This is a genomic window from Thermus caldifontis (assembly GCF_003336745.1).
Classification (GTDB): Bacteria; Deinococcota; Deinococci; order Deinococcales; family Thermaceae; genus Thermus; species Thermus caldifontis.
Genome location: NZ_QGMX01000003.1, coordinates 54,069 through 69,059, shown reverse-complemented (window position 1 = coordinate 69,059; position 14,991 = coordinate 54,069). Strand labels below are relative to the sequence as shown.

The following is a 14,991-nucleotide window of genomic DNA, read 5'->3' as shown; positions in this document are numbered from 1 at the left end:
CATGGATATCCTGCTCACTACCCTGGGCGAGGTGCCCGGTTACCGGGTGGCCCAGGTGCTGGGGGTGGTCAAGGGGAGCACGGTACGGACCAAGCACCTGGGCAAGGACCTTTTGGCGGGCTTGCGTACCCTGGTGGGCGGGGAGATCCCCGAGTACACGGAGATGCTGAAAGAGGCCCGCGAGGAGGCGGAGCGCAGGATGCTGGAGGAGGCCAAGCGCTTAGGGGCCCATGCCATCTTGGGGGTGCGGTACGCCACGGCCAGCGTGCTCCAAGGGGCAGCGGAGATCCTGGTCTATGGCACGGCGGTGCGCCTGGAGCCCGTAAGGGAGCGCTACTGATGCGGCTTGCTGCTGCCCTCCTTATCCTTCCCTTTTTCCTTCAGCTTTTGGGCTTCGGGAAAACCCCCTTGGGTGGGGGGCTTTGCGGAGACCTTTTCCTGGCGCAGAACCCCGCCCTGGCCTTTCAGACCCCGGGGTTTTGGTATGGTGTGCTTTTTATGGGCCTTTTGGCCCTGCAGATGGGCTATGGCCTGGCCCTCCTTCTCCTGCCCCTTTTGGAGGTACCCATAGGTTCGGGCTGGCTTCGCCTGGGCCGGGGGCTGGTGGGGCTCCTTTTCCTTCTTTTCCTCCTCACCCGCACCACGGGCCTGCCCACCCCGGGGCCTGGGGGGTGGGTGTTGGAGCCCGTGGGTGTGGATCCCCTTTCCCTCCTTTTGGTGGGCCTTTCCCTGGCGGGGGGTGTCCTTCTGAGGGAGAATGGGGGGCATGGAACGGCTTCTTGAGGTGATGCGCCGTCTCCGGGGGCCCGGGGGGTGCCCCTGGGACCGGGCCCAGACCCACGAAAGCCTTATCCCCTACCTGTTGGAGGAGGCCAGCGAGGCGGCGGATGCCCTTTTGCGTAAGGACCCCAAGGAGATGGCCGAGGAGCTTGGGGATGTGCTCCTGCAGGTGGCCTTTCACAGCGTCATCGCCGAGGAGGAGGGGCGGTTCTCCTATGGGGACGTGGAAAGAAGCATCGTGGAAAAGCTCATCCGCCGCCACCCCCATGTGTTCGGGGAAGCCGTGGCCCAAACCCCCGAGGAGGTGAAGGCCCGTTGGGAGGAGCTGAAGGCGGAGGAGGGAAAGCAGGAGGAGCCCTGTGGGCTACCCAAGCACCTTCCCACCCTGCTTCGGGCCTACGAGCTCCAGCGGAAGGGCGTGGATCCGGGAAGCGAGGAGGGCCTAAGGAGGGCCCTGGAGAAGGGGGACCTCGAGGAGGCGCTTTGGAACCTGGTGGGGCTTTTCGCCAAGAGGGGCCTGGACCCCGAAACCGCCTTAAGAAGGCGCTCCCAGAGAGCCTGCCAGAGGGGCTAGCCCTTCCCCAGGGCTTCCGCCTGGCGGCGGTGGCCGTGCCCCTTCTGGGGGAAAGCCTCCTTTTCACCCTAAGAAGCCCCCACCTCCCCACCCACGCCGGGCAGATCAGCTTCCCCGGGGGGGTGGTGGAACCGGGGGAAACCCCTGTGGAAGCCGCTTTGCGGGAGGCCGCGGAGGAGGTGGGCCTTTTGGGGGTGGAGCCCTTGGGGTATCTGGCCCCGGTCCTTTCCCCCCAAGGCTTCTTGGTCCAGCCGGTGGTGGTCTTCCGAGAGGACCTTCCTCCCTTAAGGCCCAACCCCCTCGAGGTGGCCGAGGTCTTCTTGGCTCCGCTAAGGGAGCTTCTGCAGATCACCCCCTGGAGCGAGGTGCGCCATGGCCGCACCGTCTGGCACTTCCCCTGGCGGGGGGTGGACATCTGGGGGGTGACGGGGAATATCCTTAGGGAGTTCCTGGAGGTTTGGCGTGAAGCGAGTGGGGATTCTCCTTTCGGACCTCTTTGACGAGCGGGAGTTCCTTTACCCTTATTACCGGGTGCAGGTTGCTTCCCCGTAAGGGGAACACTGACGGGCCGGCTATACCCCGCTTGTCATCGGCCCGGAGGCCCGGGAATACAAGGCCAAGTCCGGCTTTTCCTGGAAGGCGGAGATGGGGGCCAAGGAGGCCATGGAGATGGCGGTGGCAGGCCTCCTTATCCCCGGGGGCTTTGCCCCCGATTACCTGAGGAGGAGCTCATACCACCCCACCCTGGCTTGCGCCAGGGTGGGGGCCCCGGAAAGGGCCTCCGGTAGGCGTCATCTCGTTGGGGCTTAGCGAAGGAAACAAGAGGAAAGGGTATCAGAGGTGCTGGCCCTGGTGCGGCGGGTGGGGGAAGAGGGAAGGCCCATCGGGGCCATCTGCCACGCAGGCTGGGTCCTCATCAGCGCCGGGCTGGTGCGGGGCAGGCGGGTCACGGGGTTTTCCTCCATCCGGGATGATCTGGTGAACGCCGGGGGACTTTACCAGGAGGCCGGGGTGGTGGTGGATGGCAACCTGGTGACCGCCCAGGGTCCCAAGGACCTGCCCGGATTCGTCCTGGCTTTTTTAGAGCTTCTGGCTAAAGGGTGAACCGGGTTCCCCTCTCCCCCTGCAAGACCCCGGCCACCACCCCCCTTTCCCCGCGAGCGATGGCCGCCCAGGGAGCCCCTGCCTCTAGGGCCCTTAAGGCCGCCTCCACCTTGGGGATCATGCCTCCTTGGATCACCCCTGAGGCTTTCAGCTCCGCCACCTCCTTTGGCGTGAGGTGGGGGAAGCGGGTGGAGGGGTCTTTGGGGTCCCTTAAGACCCCGGGCACATCCGTGAGGAAAAGGGCGGGCCACCCCAAGGCCCCGGCCACCGCGGAGGCGGCGGTGTCGGCGTTCACGTTCAAGGGGCCTTCCTCGTCCAGGGCGATGGGGGCGAGGAGGGGGGTGTAGCCCTTTTCCAGGAGGTCCAGGAGCAGGCCCACCTCCACCCCTATCACCTCCCCCACCCGGCCCAGGTGGGGGAGGGCTTGGCCCTTAAGGCAAAGGGCGTCCCGCCCGGAAAGGGAAAGGGCCCTTCGGCCCTTTCGGGAAAGCCCCTCCGCCAGGCGCTTCCCCGTGAGGCATAGGCTCATCTCCACCACCTCCATGTGCTCAGGAGGCGTTACCCTTAGCCCCCCCTCAAAGCGGCTTTCCCAGCCCAGGCGGGAAAGCCAGGCCCCGATCTCCGGCCCACCCCCGTGCACCAGGACCAGGGGGCCGGGGTAGCCCGCCAGCTCCTCCAGGAGAGCCTCGGCGCCCCTAAGGCTTCCGCCCACCTTTACCAAAAGGGGATCACTCAAGGTAGACCACCTCCTCCGGCAGGCCTCCCGTTTCCTCGGCCTCCAAAAGGTCCAAAAAGCCCAAGGCGGCGTGGTCGGGGTGGAGGCCGAAGTGGGCGGCCAGGGCCTGGACCGCGCTTATGGGGGGCATGCGGGCGGCTTTCTCTAGATGGAGTTTCAGCTCCGAGGGGGCCATAAGCCGCTTCCCCAGCTCCTTCCCCTGGGCCAGCTCCGCCTGGACCTCTCCCCCCTCGGCCAGGAGGAAGAGAAGCTCCTCCTCCGCCAGGACCAAAAAGGCCAAGGCCCTTCCCAGTTGGGAAAGCTCCTTCAGGAAGGCCCGGATGGCCTGGGGGTCCTCCTGGGCCTCGAGGGCCTCATGGTACAGGCTCACCCAGGGAGGGTCGGGGACCAGGTAGACCCCCGCCCCCTGGGTTTTGCCTTGGGCCCAGGCCAGCACCCTTGCCAAGGGGGCCTCCACGTGGAGGGAGAGAAAGCTCCGCACCAAGCCCTATACTAGCCCTTGTGGGTGCCCTGTACCGCAAGCTCCGCCCCCTCACCTTCCAGGAGCTGGTGGGCCAGGAGCACGTGAAGGAGCCCCTCATGCGGGCCGTCCGGGAAGGACGGCTGGCCCAGGCCTACCTCTTTTCCGGTCCCCGGGGGGTGGGGAAGACCACCACCGCCCGGCTTTTGGCCATGGCCGTGGGATGCCAGGGGGCGGAGCGCCCCTGCGGGGTTTGTGCCCACTGCCAGGCGGTGCAGAAGGGGGCCCACCCCGATGTGGTGGAGATCGACGCCGCCAGCAACAACTCGGTGGAGGACGTGCGGGAGCTGAGGGAGAGGATCCTCCTGGCTCCCCTTTCCGCCCCCAGGAAGGTCTTCATCCTGGACGAGGCCCATATGCTCTCCAAAAGCGCCTTCAATGCCCTCCTGAAGACCCTGGAGGAGCCCCCACCCCACGTGCTCTTCATCTTCGCCACCACCGAGCCCGAAAGGATGCCCCCCACCATCCTTTCCCGCACCCAGCACTACCGCTTTCGCCGCCTCACGGAGGAGGAGATCGCCTCTAAGCTCTGGCGCATCCTCAAGGAGATGGGAAGGGAGGCGGACGGGGATGCCCTCCTCCTGGTGGCCAGGCTTTCGGACGGGGCGCTTAGGGATGCGGAAAGCCTTCTGGACCGCCTGCTCCTCCTGGAGGGCCCCCTGACCCGCAAGCGGGTGGAGGAGGCCTTGGGCCTTCCGCCCAAGGAAGCCCTATCCCGCCTGGCCCGGGGCCTGGCCCGGGGGGACCTCAAGGAGGTGCTTTCCCTGGCCAGGGGGCTTTACGCCCAGGGCTTCGCCCCGAGAAGCCTGGTGGGGGGGCTCATGGAGGTGATCCGGGAGGCCCTCTACGCCGCCTACGGCCTGCCGGGGGAGGGGATGGAGGCTCCTCCCGAGGCCTTGCTGGGGGCTCTCACCGCCCTGGACGAGGCCATGGAGCGCATGGCCAAGCGCTCGGACCTCCTGGCCCTGGAAGCTTCCCTGTTGCAGGCGGCAAGGGTTTTCCCCTCCGGGCTGGGTAAGGGGGAGGTCTGGCCCGCGGCCGGCCTTCCTACTGGGGAAGCGCCGCAGGTGGGGGCTCTTGCGCCTGAAGGGCCAGCCCATTGGCCTAAGCAAGCGGCCTCCGGGGAGGACCTGCCCGAGTTCCACCCCACCCAGCCCTTGGCGCCGCCAAGCCCTAAGGAGGCGGGTCCCCCCGGGGGGGAGGAGGGGGATCAGGCGGGGAGGTGGAGGGCCTTCCTCGAGGCCCTGAAGCCCACCCTACGGGCCTTCCTCAGGGAGGCCCGGCCAAGCTTGGAGGAGGGGCGCCTTTTGCTCCGCTTCCCCGAGAGCAAGGCCTTCCACCACAGACGGGCTGAGGAGCAGAGGGCTACCCTTCTTCCCCTGGTGCGGGCCCACTTCGGGGTGGAGGAATTGGTCTTCCTCCTGGAAAAAAAAAGCCTAAACCCTAGGCCCCTTTCCCGAAACCTCCCATTGCCCGAGGAAAAACCCACCCGGGGTGGGCCGGCCGAAGAGCCTAAGGCCTCCGAGCCTTCTTCCGTAGCCCTGCCGGAAGGGGATCTCCGGGAGGGCAGGGGTTCCCCCGAAGGGCGGGTGGAGCCGGATCCGTGGGAGGCCATGCCCGGGCTGGTGGAAGGGTTCCCTTCTGGGGAGGCTCCTTGGCGAAAGCCCCCGGACCCCCCTGGCCAGGAGGTTCAGGCGGAGGTGCCGCCCAGGGATCCTGGGGATCCCAACCGGCGCCTGGCCGAAATTGCTCGGCTCCTGGGGGCGCGGCTCCTTTGGGTGCGCAGGCCCAGGCTTCCCGAGGCCGAGGAACCGGTGAGCGAAGACGACATAGGGGGTACTGGTATATAATGCCCTCATGACCAAGACCACCGAGTTGGGGCAAGACACCGTGGAGAATATCCTCAAGCGGCTACGGCGTATAGAAGGCCAGGTGAGGGGTTTGCAGAAGATGGTGGCGGAGGGGCGCCCCTGCGACGAGGTCCTCACCCAGATGACCGCCACCAAAAAGGCCATGGAGGCGGCGGCCTCCCTGATCCTGGAGGAGTTCCTCAACATCTGCGCTGCCGAGGTTTCCGAGGGCAAGGTGGACCCCAAGAAGCCCGAGGAGATCGCCACCATGCTGAGGAAGTTCATCTAGTCCCTTGCCGGGTGCCAGGAGCCAGGGCTTAGGACGGGGACTTGCGAAGGTGCGGAAGAGGCTTAGGCGCCTCTTCCAGGCCTTCTTTCCTCGAGGGGAAAAGCCGGACGATGCCTTCGCTTTGGCCTTTTTGCAAGGGGAAGAGCGTGCCCTTTACCTTTCCATGGACCCCAGGGACCGGGCCCATGGGGTGCGGGTGGCCCAAAGGCTCCTGAAGCGGTACCCGGACGCTCCCCCCTTTGCCGTCCGGGCGGCCCTTCTCCACGATGCGGGGAAGGCCGTAAGGCCCTACCGCCCCCTGGAGCGCATCCTAACCGGGCTTTACACGCCCCCAATACCTCCTTACCCCTTGCGGGGAGGGCTCATGGGGGCCTTCCAGGTGCGCTGCCACCACCCCCTGTATGCGGCGGAGCGCATCCAGGACCCGGAGGTGCGGACCTTGGTATTGGAGCACCATCGCCCCCAGAGCCTTTGGGGCAAAAGGCTTCATTGGGCAGACCAGGAGGAATGAACCCCCTTTTGGGCAAATGCCCCTAGCCAAGCTGGACCCTTAAGGAGTAGGGTATCAAAGAGCGAAGGAGGGCTTATGGAAGACTTCACCTGGCGCGTGGGCGGCCCCCAAGGGGGCGGGATAGAGACGGCGGCCACCCTGTTCGCCCGGGCGGTGGCCAAGGGGGGTTGGTGGGTGGCCACCAAGCGGGAGTACCACTCCAACATCATGGGGCGGCACTCCTACCTGGATGTGCGCCTCTCGCGAAAACCGGTGGGGACGTTCCGAGAAAAGGTGGACATGCTGGTGGCCCTGGACGGGGAGACCCTGGCCCGGCACCTGGACGAGGTCCGGCCGGGAGGGGTCTTGCTCTACGACCCCAAGGTGCTGGGGCTCACGGTGCGGGGCCTACCCATGCTGGACCACCGCGTGGCCGATGCCCTGGCGGAACGCTTCCGCAAAGCCAACCCCAGTCTTCAAGACCTTCTTGCGGCCTTTGTGGAGGCAGGGGTTCAGCCGCTTCCTTACCCCTACGAGGAGGTGGCGGACCGGATCGGGGCGGAGCTGGGGGTTCCCTCCCTCCAGGCTCGGCGCACCCTTAACGCCATCGCCGTGGCGGCGAGCCTCCACTTCCTGGGCTTTCCCCTAGAGCCCTTGCTGGAGGCCCTGGCCCTGCAGTTTAGGGGCAAGGTGTTGGAGTTAAACCAACGGGTGGCCCAGGCGGTCTACCGGGAGGAAATGCCCAAGCTTTCCTTCCAGCTTCACCTTAATGGGTACGAGCCGGGCCGGGTCTACCTCAGCGGGGCCCAGGCGGCCGCTTTGGGCAAGCTGGCCGGGGGGCTTCGCTTCCAGACCTACTACCCCATAAGCCCCGCCACCGACGAGTCCACCTACCTCGAGGCCCACACCGCCTTTACCGGGGCGGACGTGGCCGTGGTCCAGACGGAGGATGAGATCGCCGCCGTGACCATGGCGGTGGGTGCGGCCCTCACCGGGGCCAAGGCGGCCACCGCCACCAGCGGCCCCGGCTTCAGCCTCATGGCCGAGGGGATGGGGTTTGCCGGCATGATCGAGGCCCCCTTGGTGGTAACCCTCTACCAGCGGGGTGGGCCCAGCACGGGGCTGCCCACCCGCACCGAACAGGGGGACTTGATGTTCGCCATTCGCGGCGGGCACGGGGAGTACCCCAGGATCGTCCTGGCCTCGGGGGACATAGAGGATGCCTTCTTGGATGCCCAAAAGGCCCTGGCCTGGGCCTGGCGCTACCAGACGGTGGTGGTGCACCTTTTGGACAAGTTTTTGGCCTCCATGGCCCAAAGCCTCCCCAAGGAGGCGTTAAGGGTGCTTTCCCTGGATGGGGAAAAGCGGCTTGAGCCTAGGAAGGAGGGCTTTGGCCCCTATGAGCGCTATGCGCCCTCGGAGGATGGCGTTTCCCCCTTTATCCCCATCGGGACCCCTGGGGGCTTTTACTGGATGACCTCGGACGAACACGACCTCCAGGGCCACATCACCGAGGACGTGGTCCTCCGGGAATACCAGATGGAAAAGCGTATGCGAAAGCTGGAGGCCGCCCGCAAGGGGATTCCCCCAGAGGACCAGTACACCCTCTTCCGGGATGGGGAGGTCTTAGTCCTGGGCTGGGGCACGGTGAAGGGCACCCTTTTGGAAGCCCTAGACCATCTCCCGGAGGTAGGGTACCTGCACCTCAGGCTCCTTTGGCCCTTCCCCGAGATTGGCCCCCTTCTGGAGGGAAAAAGGCTGGTTACGGTGGAGCACAACTACTCGGGGCAGCTGGCGGACCTGGTGCAACAGGAGACCTTGAGGCGGGTGCACCATCGCATCCTGAAGTACAACGGCCGCCCCATCACCCTGGATGAGGCGGTGGAGGCCTTGAGGCTGGTGGTTTCCCAAGAGGCGCCGGAGCGCTTGGTGTTGAGGAAGGGAGTCTAACCATGCTGGAGCTGAAGCTTGCTGACTACAAGGCGGAAAAGCAACCGGACTGGTGCCCGGGCTGCGGGGACTACGGCATCCTCTCCGCATTGCAGATGGCCCTTTTTGAGCTGGGAAGGGATCCTTCCCAGACGGCCATCTTCTCGGGCATTGGCTGCTCGGCCAAGACCCCCCATTACCTAAACGTCTACGGGGTCCACACCCTCCACGGCCGCGTTCTCCCCGTGGCCCAGGGGGCCAAGCTGGCCAACCCCCACCTCACCGTGGTGGCGGTGGGGGGGGATGGGGATGGTCTGGGGATTGGGGCTGGGCACTTTGTGGCCGCAGGCCGCCGCAACGTGGACATGCTCTATATCCTCTACGACAACGAGGTCTACGGCCTCACCAAGGGGCAGGCGGGTCCCACCCTGGGCCTAGGGGAGAAGACCAAAAGCCTTCCCAAGCCCAACCCCCAGGGGCGCATCAACCCCCTGCTTCTCGCCTTCTCCGCCGGATACACCTGGATTGGGCGGGGCTATGCCTACGACGTGAAGGGACTCAAGGAGCTCATCAAGGAGGGGATTACCCACAAGGGCCTGGCCTTCCTTCACGTGCTCCAGCCCTGCCCCACCTACAACGATCTGCACACCAAGGAGTGGTTTGCCCCCAGGCTCTATAGGCTCCAGGACGAGGGGTACGACCCCTATGTTCCCGAAGGGCTTCCCCCAGAGGAGCTGGACAAAAGGATGGCCCGGTTCCAGGAGAAAGCGGTGGAGTGGGGGGAGCGGATCCCCATAGGCGTTTTCTGGAAGGCGGAGGTGCCCACCTTTGAGGAGCGCCTGCGGGCCTACCTAACCCGTTACCCCGAGGTCTATCCCGCTTTGGGCCAGCAGGAGGCTTTGGACCTCGAGGGGCTCCTCAAGGAGTTCACCCTCTAGGGCCGGATGAGCCGCGCCGGGGTGGCGATCAGGTCCACCCGGCGCTCGGGTTCCACGGGCAACTTGGCGTAGACCATGAGGGCATGGGCTAGGGTGGCGAAGGGGGCGTCCACGGAAAGCCAGGCCTGGGGGAAGCCGTAGCCCTTTCCCACCCAGCCCCCCTCCTCGTCCACGGCCACGGCCCCGATGAGCACCAGGTCTATGGGCTGGCCCTCGAGGCGGGCCTTTGTCCCATAGCGGTAGGCCTCCCGCACCCGCTTGAGCCTCCTTGGGTCCAGGTCCTTAAGGAGCAAAAACTCCCCCGGCCGGTCGGGATGGGGGAGGAGGAGGGCTTTCCCCGCCCTTAGGGCCGCTTCCCTTAAGGGTTTTAAGACGGCATCCATCCCCACCAGGATGAGCCTGGCCCTTTGGAACTCGGGGGTGGCTTGGAGGCGCTCCGCCGCCCTCTTAGCCCCCAGAAAGTTGGGATGGTGGCCGTGGGGGGGCGTGGGGTGGAGGGCCAGGTCGTAGCGGGCCAGGGTGTTCCAGACCTCTTCCCTAAGTTCACCCAAGGTCATGGGGCTCTACATAGCGCACGGTAATGCCCTCCAAAGTGAACCCGGGCCTCGGTGGCGCTGATGGGGTTGGCCAAGTCCTCAATCATTGCATTGGATTATACCTGGCGGAGGGATGCCAGGCGCTTGCTAGACTGGACTCCATGGGCCGCCTTAAGTTCGCCCACCTGCACCAGCACACCCAGTTCTCCCTCCTGGACGGGGCGGCGAAGCTTTCCGATCTCCTGAAGTGGGTGAAGGAGGTTTCCCCCGAAGACCCCGCCTTGGCCATGACCGACCACGGCAACCTCTTCGGGGCGGTGGAGTTTTACAAGAAGGCCACCGCCATGGGGATCAAACCCATCATCGGTTACGAGGCCTACGTGGCGGCGGAAAGCCGCTTTGACCGCAAAAGGGGTAAGGGCCTGGATGGAGGCTACTTCCACCTCACGCTTCTTGCCAAGGATTTCAAGGGCTACCAGAACCTGGTGCGCCTGGCCAGCCGGGCCTACCTGGAAGGCTTTTACGAGAAGCCCCGCATAGACCGGGAGATTCTTCGGGAGCATTCGGAGGGGCTCATTGCCCTCTCCGGTTGCCTGGGGGCGGAAATCCCCCAGTTCATCCTGCAAGACCGCCTGGACCTGGCCGAGGCCCGGCTCAACGAGTACCTCGCCATCTTCGGCGACCGCTTTTTCCTTGAGATCCAGAACCACGGCCTTCCTGAGCAAAGGAAGGTGAACCAGGTCCTCAAGGAGTTTGCCAAGAGGTACGGCCTGGGGATGGTGGCCACCAACGATGGCCACTACGTGAGAAAGGAGGATGCCCGGGCCCACGAGGTGCTCCTGGCCATCCAGTCCAAGAGCACCCTGGACGACCCCGAGCGCTGGCGTTTCCCCTGTGACGAGTTCTACGTGAAAACCCCCGAGGAGATGCGGGCCATGCTCCCCGAGGAGGAATGGGGGGACGAGCCCTTTGACAACACGGTGGAGATCGCCCGCATGTGCAACGTGGACCTCCCCATCGGGGACAGGATGGTCTACCGCATCCCCCGCTTCCCCCTCCCCGAGGGCAGGACCGGTGCTTTGCCCGCAGGGCAAACGGATTTGCGCAAGCAAGATGCTTTGCCCGCAGGGCAAACAGATTTGCGCAAGCAAGAGGCCCAGTACCTGCGGGAGCTCACCTTCAAAGGGCTTCTTGCCCGGTATCCGGACCGGATCACCGAGGGGTTTTACCGGGAGGTTTTCCGCCTTCTGGGCCGTATCCCCCCTCACGGGGACGGGGAGGCTTTGGCGGAGGCCCTGGCCCAGGTGGAGGGGGAGGCCTGGGAAGCCCTTCGGCCCCAGTTGCCCCCTTTGGAAGGGGTACGGGAGTGGACGGCGGAGGCCATTTTGCACCGGGCCCTTTACGAGCTTTCCGTGATCGAGCGCATGGGCTTTCCCGGCTACTTCCTTATCGTGCAGGACTACATCAACTGGGCCCGGGACCATGGGGTTTCCGTGGGGCCAGGCCGGGGAAGCGCCGCTGGGAGCCTGGTGGCCTATGCCGTGGGCATCACCAACATCGACCCCTTGCGCTTTGGCCTCCTCTTTGAGCGCTTTCTGAACCCCGAGCGGGTTTCCATGCCGGATATCGACACCGACTTCTCCGACCGGGAGCGGGACCGGGTAATCCAGTACGTGCGCCAGCGGTATGGGGAGGACAAGGTGGCCCAGATCGGCACCTTCGGGAGCCTGGCCTCCAAGGCGGCCCTCAAGGACGTGGCCCGGGTCTACGGCATCCCCCACAAGAAGGCGGAGGAGCTGGCCAAGCTGATCCCCGTGCAGTTCGGCAAGCCCAAGCCCCTGGCCGAGGCCATAGAGCTGGTGCCGGAGCTGAAGGCGGAGATGGAAAAGGACCCCAAGGTGCGGGAGGTCATAGAGGTGGCCATGCGCCTGGAGGGCCTAAACCGCCACGCCTCCGTGCACGCCGCCGGGGTGGTGATCGCCCAAGAGCCCCTTACGGATCTGGTCCCCCTCATGCGGGACCAGGAGGGGCGGCCCGTGACCCAGTACGACATGGGGGCGGTGGAGGCCTTGGGGCTTTTGAAGATGGACTTTTTGGGCCTGCGCACCCTCACCTTCCTGGACGAGGCCAAGAAGATCGTCAAGGAGTCCAAGGGGGTAGAGCTGGACTACGACCGCCTGCCCCTGGACGATCCCAAGACCTTCGCCCTCTTGGCGCGGGGGGAGACCAAGGGGGTTTTCCAGCTGGAGTCGGGGGGCATGACGGCCACGGTGCGGGGGCTTAAGCCCAGGCGCCTCGAGGACATCATCGCCTTGGTCTCCCTCTACCGCCCGGGGCCCATGGAGCACATCCCCACCTACATCCGCCGCCACCATGGCCAGGAGCCCGTGAGCTATGCGGAGTTCCCCCATGCGGAGAAGTACCTAAGGCCCATCCTGGAGGAGACCTACGGCATCCCCGTCTACCAGGAGCAGATCATGCAGATCGCCTCGCAGGTGGCGGGCTACTCCTTAGGGGAGGCGGACCTCCTCCGCCGGGCCATGGGCAAGAAGAAAGTGGAGGAGATGCAAAGGCACCGGGAGCGCTTCGTGCGGGGGGCCAAGGAACGGGGCGTCCCCGAGGAGGAGGCCAACCGGCTTTTTGACATGCTGGAGGCTTTTGCCAACTATGGCTTCAACAAGTGCCTGCCGGGAAGGACCCGGGTGGTGGACTACCGCACGGGGAAGCCCGTACCCATCGAGGCCCTGGTGCGGGGTGAGGCCAAGGGGGTCTTGGTGGTTTCCCTGGATGAGGCCACCTTGCGCCTGGTGCCAAGACGGGTGCTGGCCGCCTTCCCCAGCGGCCGGGCCATGGTCTTTCGCTTGCGCACCGCCACGGGAAGGGTCCTCGAGGCCACGGCCAACCACCCCCTCTACACCCCGGAAGGCTGGCGGGAGCTGGGGAGGCTTCGCCCAGGGGATTTCGTTGCCCTACCCCGGTACCTGCCCTACCAACCCTCGGAGGATTTGAGGCCCCATGAGCTGGACCTCCTAGGCTTTGCCTTAAGCGAGGGAAACCTTCGCCATCCTTCGGGCTTTTACCTCTACACCTCCTCGGAAGAGGAGCTTTTGGCCATGCAGGAGGCCTTGGCGGGCTTTGCCAACACCCGTACCCGCTTGGTCTGGCGCCGGGGGGTGGCCCACCTCTATGTGGGCCGGCAAAACCGCAAGGTGCCCTCGGAAGCGGAGGCGTTTCTGCGGGAGATGGGCCTGATGGGCCTCTCCGCCAGGGAAAAGCGGTTGCCCGAAAGGGTCTTTGGCCTTCCCTTGGAGGGGGTGGCAAGGCTTTTGGGGCGGCTTTGGATGGGGGATGGGGGAGTGGATCCCAAGGGAAAGCTCATCTTCTACGCCACCGCTTCCCAGGCCCTGGCCCAAGGGGTGCAACACCTTCTCCTTCGCCTGGGCCTGCAAAGCCGACTGGTGGAAAAGCATTTCCCCTATGGAGGGGGGCGAAAGGGCTATGTGGTCTACCTGCTTGGGGGCCTGGAGGCGGCCTGGCGTTTTGCCAGGCTGGTGGGGCCTTACCTCTTGGGCAAGAGGAAGCGGGACTTAGAGGGGCTTCTTTCCTCCTGGAAGGGGGAGGGAAGGAGCACCAAGGATATTCTGCCCCTGGCCTTCCTCCCTCTGGTCAAGGAGGCTTTGGCCCAGGTTTCCGGGGGTAAGGAGGGGGCTTTTTTGGCGGCCCATGGTTTGGCCCAGGGGCTTTTGCGGCCCGGCAAGGGCCGTCTAGGGCTTTCCCGTTCCACGGTGGTGCGCCTTGCGGCCCTAACGGGAAGCCTAGCCCTTTGGCGCCTGGCGGGGGCGGAGATCTACTGGGACCGGGTGGAGGCCATAGAGCCCTTAGGGGAGGAGGAGGTCTACGACCTCACCGTGGAGGGCACCCACACCTTCCTGGCCGAGGATGTCATCGTCCATAACTCCCACGCCGCCGCCTACAGCCTCCTTTCCTACCAGACCGCCTACGTGAAGGCCCACTACCCCGTGGAGTTCATGGCCGCCCTCCTCAGCGTGGAGCGGCACGACTCCGACAAGGTGGCGGAGTACATCCGCGACGCCCGGGCCATGGGCATTGAGGTCCTGCCCCCGGACATCAACCGCTCGGGCTTTGACTTCAAGGTGGTGGGGGAGGAGATCCTCTTTGGCCTTTCCGCGGTGAAGAACGTGGGGGAGGGGGCGGCCCAGGCCATCCTGGCGGAAAGGGAGCGGGGTGGACCCTTTAAGAGCCTGGGGGATTTCCTAAAGCGCCTGGACGAGAAGGTGGTGAACAAGCGCACCCTCGAGTCCCTCATCAAGGCGGGGGCCTTTGACGCCTTTGGGGATAGGGCGAGGCTTCTCGCCTCCTTAGAACCCCTCCTTCGCTGGGCGGCGGAAAGCCAAAAGCGGGCGCGCTCGGGGATGTTGGGCCTTTTTGCCGAGGCGGAAGGGTACATGGAGCCCCCCTTGCTGGAGGCCCCGCCCCTGGACGAGATCACCCGGCTCCGCTACGAGAAGGAGGCCTTGGGCATCTATGTCTCTGGCCACCCTGTGCTCCGCTACCCGGGGCTAAGGGAGGTGGCCAGCTGCCCCTTGGAGGAGCTAGCCGATTTCATCCAGGGCCTTCCCCCAAGGGCCAGGGTGCTCCTTGCGGGCATGGTGGAGGAGGTGGTGCGCAAGCCCACCCGTAGCGGCGGGATGATGGCCCGCTTTACCCTCTCCGACGAGACCGGGGCCCTGGAGGTGGTGGCCTTCGGCCGGGCCTATGAGGGGGTCTCCCCCAAGCTCAAGGAGGACACCCCTCTTTTGGTCCTGGCGGAGGTGGAACGGGAGGAGGGGGGGCTTAGGGTGATCGCCCAGGCTGCCTGGACCCACGAGGAGGTGGCCGAGGCCCCCAGGGCCCTGGAGGTGGAGGTGGACCACGCCCTTTTGGACGAGGGAGGCGTCACCCTCCTAAAGAGCATCCTGGACGAGCACCCTGGGCCGCTTCCCCTCTACCTGAGGGTCCAGGGGCCCTTTGGGGAGGCCATCCTTTCCTTGCGGGAAGCCCGGGTGGGGGAAGGGGTCTTGGAGGCCCTGGAGAAGGAAGGCTTCCGCGCCTACCTGGTGCCGGACCGGGAGGCCTTTTTGCAGGGGAATGGTGGGGCTAGCCCCAAGGAGGAGGTGGTGCCCTTTTGAAGGCTTCTTGGAACTCGGCAGCCCTCAGATTGGCTTCCTGAAACCCGTATACTGTC

The 14,991-nt window shown here is 65.6% G+C and carries 14 protein-coding genes and 1 pseudogene; 12 read left to right on the top strand and 3 right to left on the bottom strand.

Annotated elements, in window-relative coordinates; genetic code table 11:
* The first annotated feature begins 1 nt into the window (after nucleotide 1).
* From DK874_RS05790 to DK874_RS05765, 6 genes and pseudogenes are all read left to right on the top strand, one after another.
* Nucleotides 2–340, top strand: a complete 339-nt coding sequence (locus DK874_RS05790) for a YbjQ family protein (RefSeq protein ID WP_162798733.1) — start codon at nucleotides 2–4, stop codon at nucleotides 338–340.
* A complete protein-coding gene (locus tag DK874_RS05785) occupies nucleotides 340–783 on the top strand; it encodes a hypothetical protein (RefSeq protein ID WP_114313078.1) in 444 nt (147 codons plus the stop codon). The genes DK874_RS05790 and DK874_RS05785 overlap by 1 nt, the downstream gene beginning before the upstream one ends.
* A complete protein-coding gene (locus DK874_RS05780) occupies nucleotides 758–1,354 on the top strand; it encodes a MazG family protein (protein WP_114313077.1) in 597 nt (198 codons plus the stop codon). The genes DK874_RS05785 and DK874_RS05780 overlap by 26 nt, the downstream gene beginning before the upstream one ends.
* Nucleotides 1,355–1,383: 29 nt before the next feature.
* Nucleotides 1,384–1,854 carry an NUDIX hydrolase gene (locus DK874_RS05775; RefSeq protein WP_114313076.1) on the top strand — a complete coding sequence of 157 codons (471 nt, stop codon included), beginning with the start codon at nucleotides 1,384–1,386 and terminating at the stop codon, nucleotides 1,852–1,854.
* A gap of 145 nt (nucleotides 1,855–1,999) precedes the next feature.
* Nucleotides 2,000–2,164 carry a hypothetical protein gene (locus DK874_RS12100; RefSeq protein WP_240307611.1) on the top strand — a complete coding sequence of 55 codons (165 nt, stop codon included), beginning with the start codon at nucleotides 2,000–2,002 and terminating at the stop codon, nucleotides 2,162–2,164.
* A 24-nt stretch (nucleotides 2,165–2,188) separates the two neighbouring features.
* A pseudogene (locus DK874_RS05765) lies at nucleotides 2,189–2,458 on the top strand (DJ-1/PfpI family protein); the annotation flags it as partial.
* Here DK874_RS05765 and argB read toward each other — a convergent pair.
* A complete protein-coding gene (gene argB, locus DK874_RS05760; RefSeq protein ID WP_114313075.1) occupies nucleotides 2,448–3,194 on the bottom strand; it encodes an acetylglutamate kinase in 747 nt (248 codons plus the stop codon). The pseudogene DK874_RS05765 and the gene argB sit on opposite strands and share 11 nt — an antisense overlap.
* Entirely contained in the window at nucleotides 3,187–3,678 is a 492-nt protein-coding gene (locus tag DK874_RS05755) for a hypothetical protein (protein WP_114313074.1), read from the bottom strand. Before DK874_RS05755 ends, argB begins: the two co-directional genes overlap by 8 nt.
* Before the next feature lie 17 nt (nucleotides 3,679–3,695).
* On the opposite strand from DK874_RS05755, the gene dnaX reads away from it, so the two are divergent.
* The 5 genes from dnaX to DK874_RS05730 all read left to right on the top strand — a co-directional run bounded on the left by dnaX (nucleotide 3,696) and on the right by DK874_RS05730 (nucleotide 9,210).
* Nucleotides 3,696–5,564 carry a DNA polymerase III subunit gamma/tau gene (gene dnaX / locus DK874_RS05750; RefSeq protein ID WP_114313073.1) on the top strand — a complete coding sequence of 623 codons (1,869 nt, stop codon included), beginning with the start codon at nucleotides 3,696–3,698 and terminating at the stop codon, nucleotides 5,562–5,564.
* A 7-nt stretch (nucleotides 5,565–5,571) separates the two neighbouring features.
* On the top strand, nucleotides 5,572–5,853 hold the full coding sequence (locus DK874_RS05745) for a metal-sensitive transcriptional regulator (protein WP_114313072.1): 282 nt from the start codon (nucleotides 5,572–5,574) through the stop codon (nucleotides 5,851–5,853).
* 49 nt (nucleotides 5,854–5,902) lie between these two features.
* Entirely contained in the window at nucleotides 5,903–6,364 is a 462-nt protein-coding gene (locus tag DK874_RS05740; protein WP_114313071.1) for a phosphohydrolase, read from the top strand.
* Between the two features lie 75 nt (nucleotides 6,365–6,439).
* A complete protein-coding gene (locus DK874_RS05735) occupies nucleotides 6,440–8,293 on the top strand; it encodes a 2-oxoacid:acceptor oxidoreductase subunit alpha (RefSeq protein ID WP_114313070.1) in 1,854 nt (617 codons plus the stop codon).
* A gap of 2 nt (nucleotides 8,294–8,295) precedes the next feature.
* A complete protein-coding gene (locus DK874_RS05730) occupies nucleotides 8,296–9,210 on the top strand; it encodes a 2-oxoacid:ferredoxin oxidoreductase subunit beta (protein ID WP_114313069.1) in 915 nt (304 codons plus the stop codon).
* Here the strand turns inward: DK874_RS05730 and DK874_RS05725 are convergent.
* Complete coding sequence (locus DK874_RS05725; RefSeq protein ID WP_114313068.1) at nucleotides 9,207–9,767, bottom strand: 5-formyltetrahydrofolate cyclo-ligase; 561 nt, start codon at nucleotides 9,765–9,767, stop codon at nucleotides 9,207–9,209. The two genes, DK874_RS05730 and DK874_RS05725, sit on opposite strands and share 4 nt — an antisense overlap.
* 140 nt (nucleotides 9,768–9,907) lie before the next feature.
* On the opposite strand from DK874_RS05725, the gene dnaE reads away from it, so the two are divergent.
* Nucleotides 9,908–14,935: a DNA polymerase III subunit alpha gene (gene dnaE, locus DK874_RS05720; protein ID WP_114313067.1), complete on the top strand. Its 5,028-nt coding sequence runs from the start codon at nucleotides 9,908–9,910 to the stop codon at nucleotides 14,933–14,935.
* Nucleotides 14,936–14,991 lie beyond the last annotated feature (56 nt).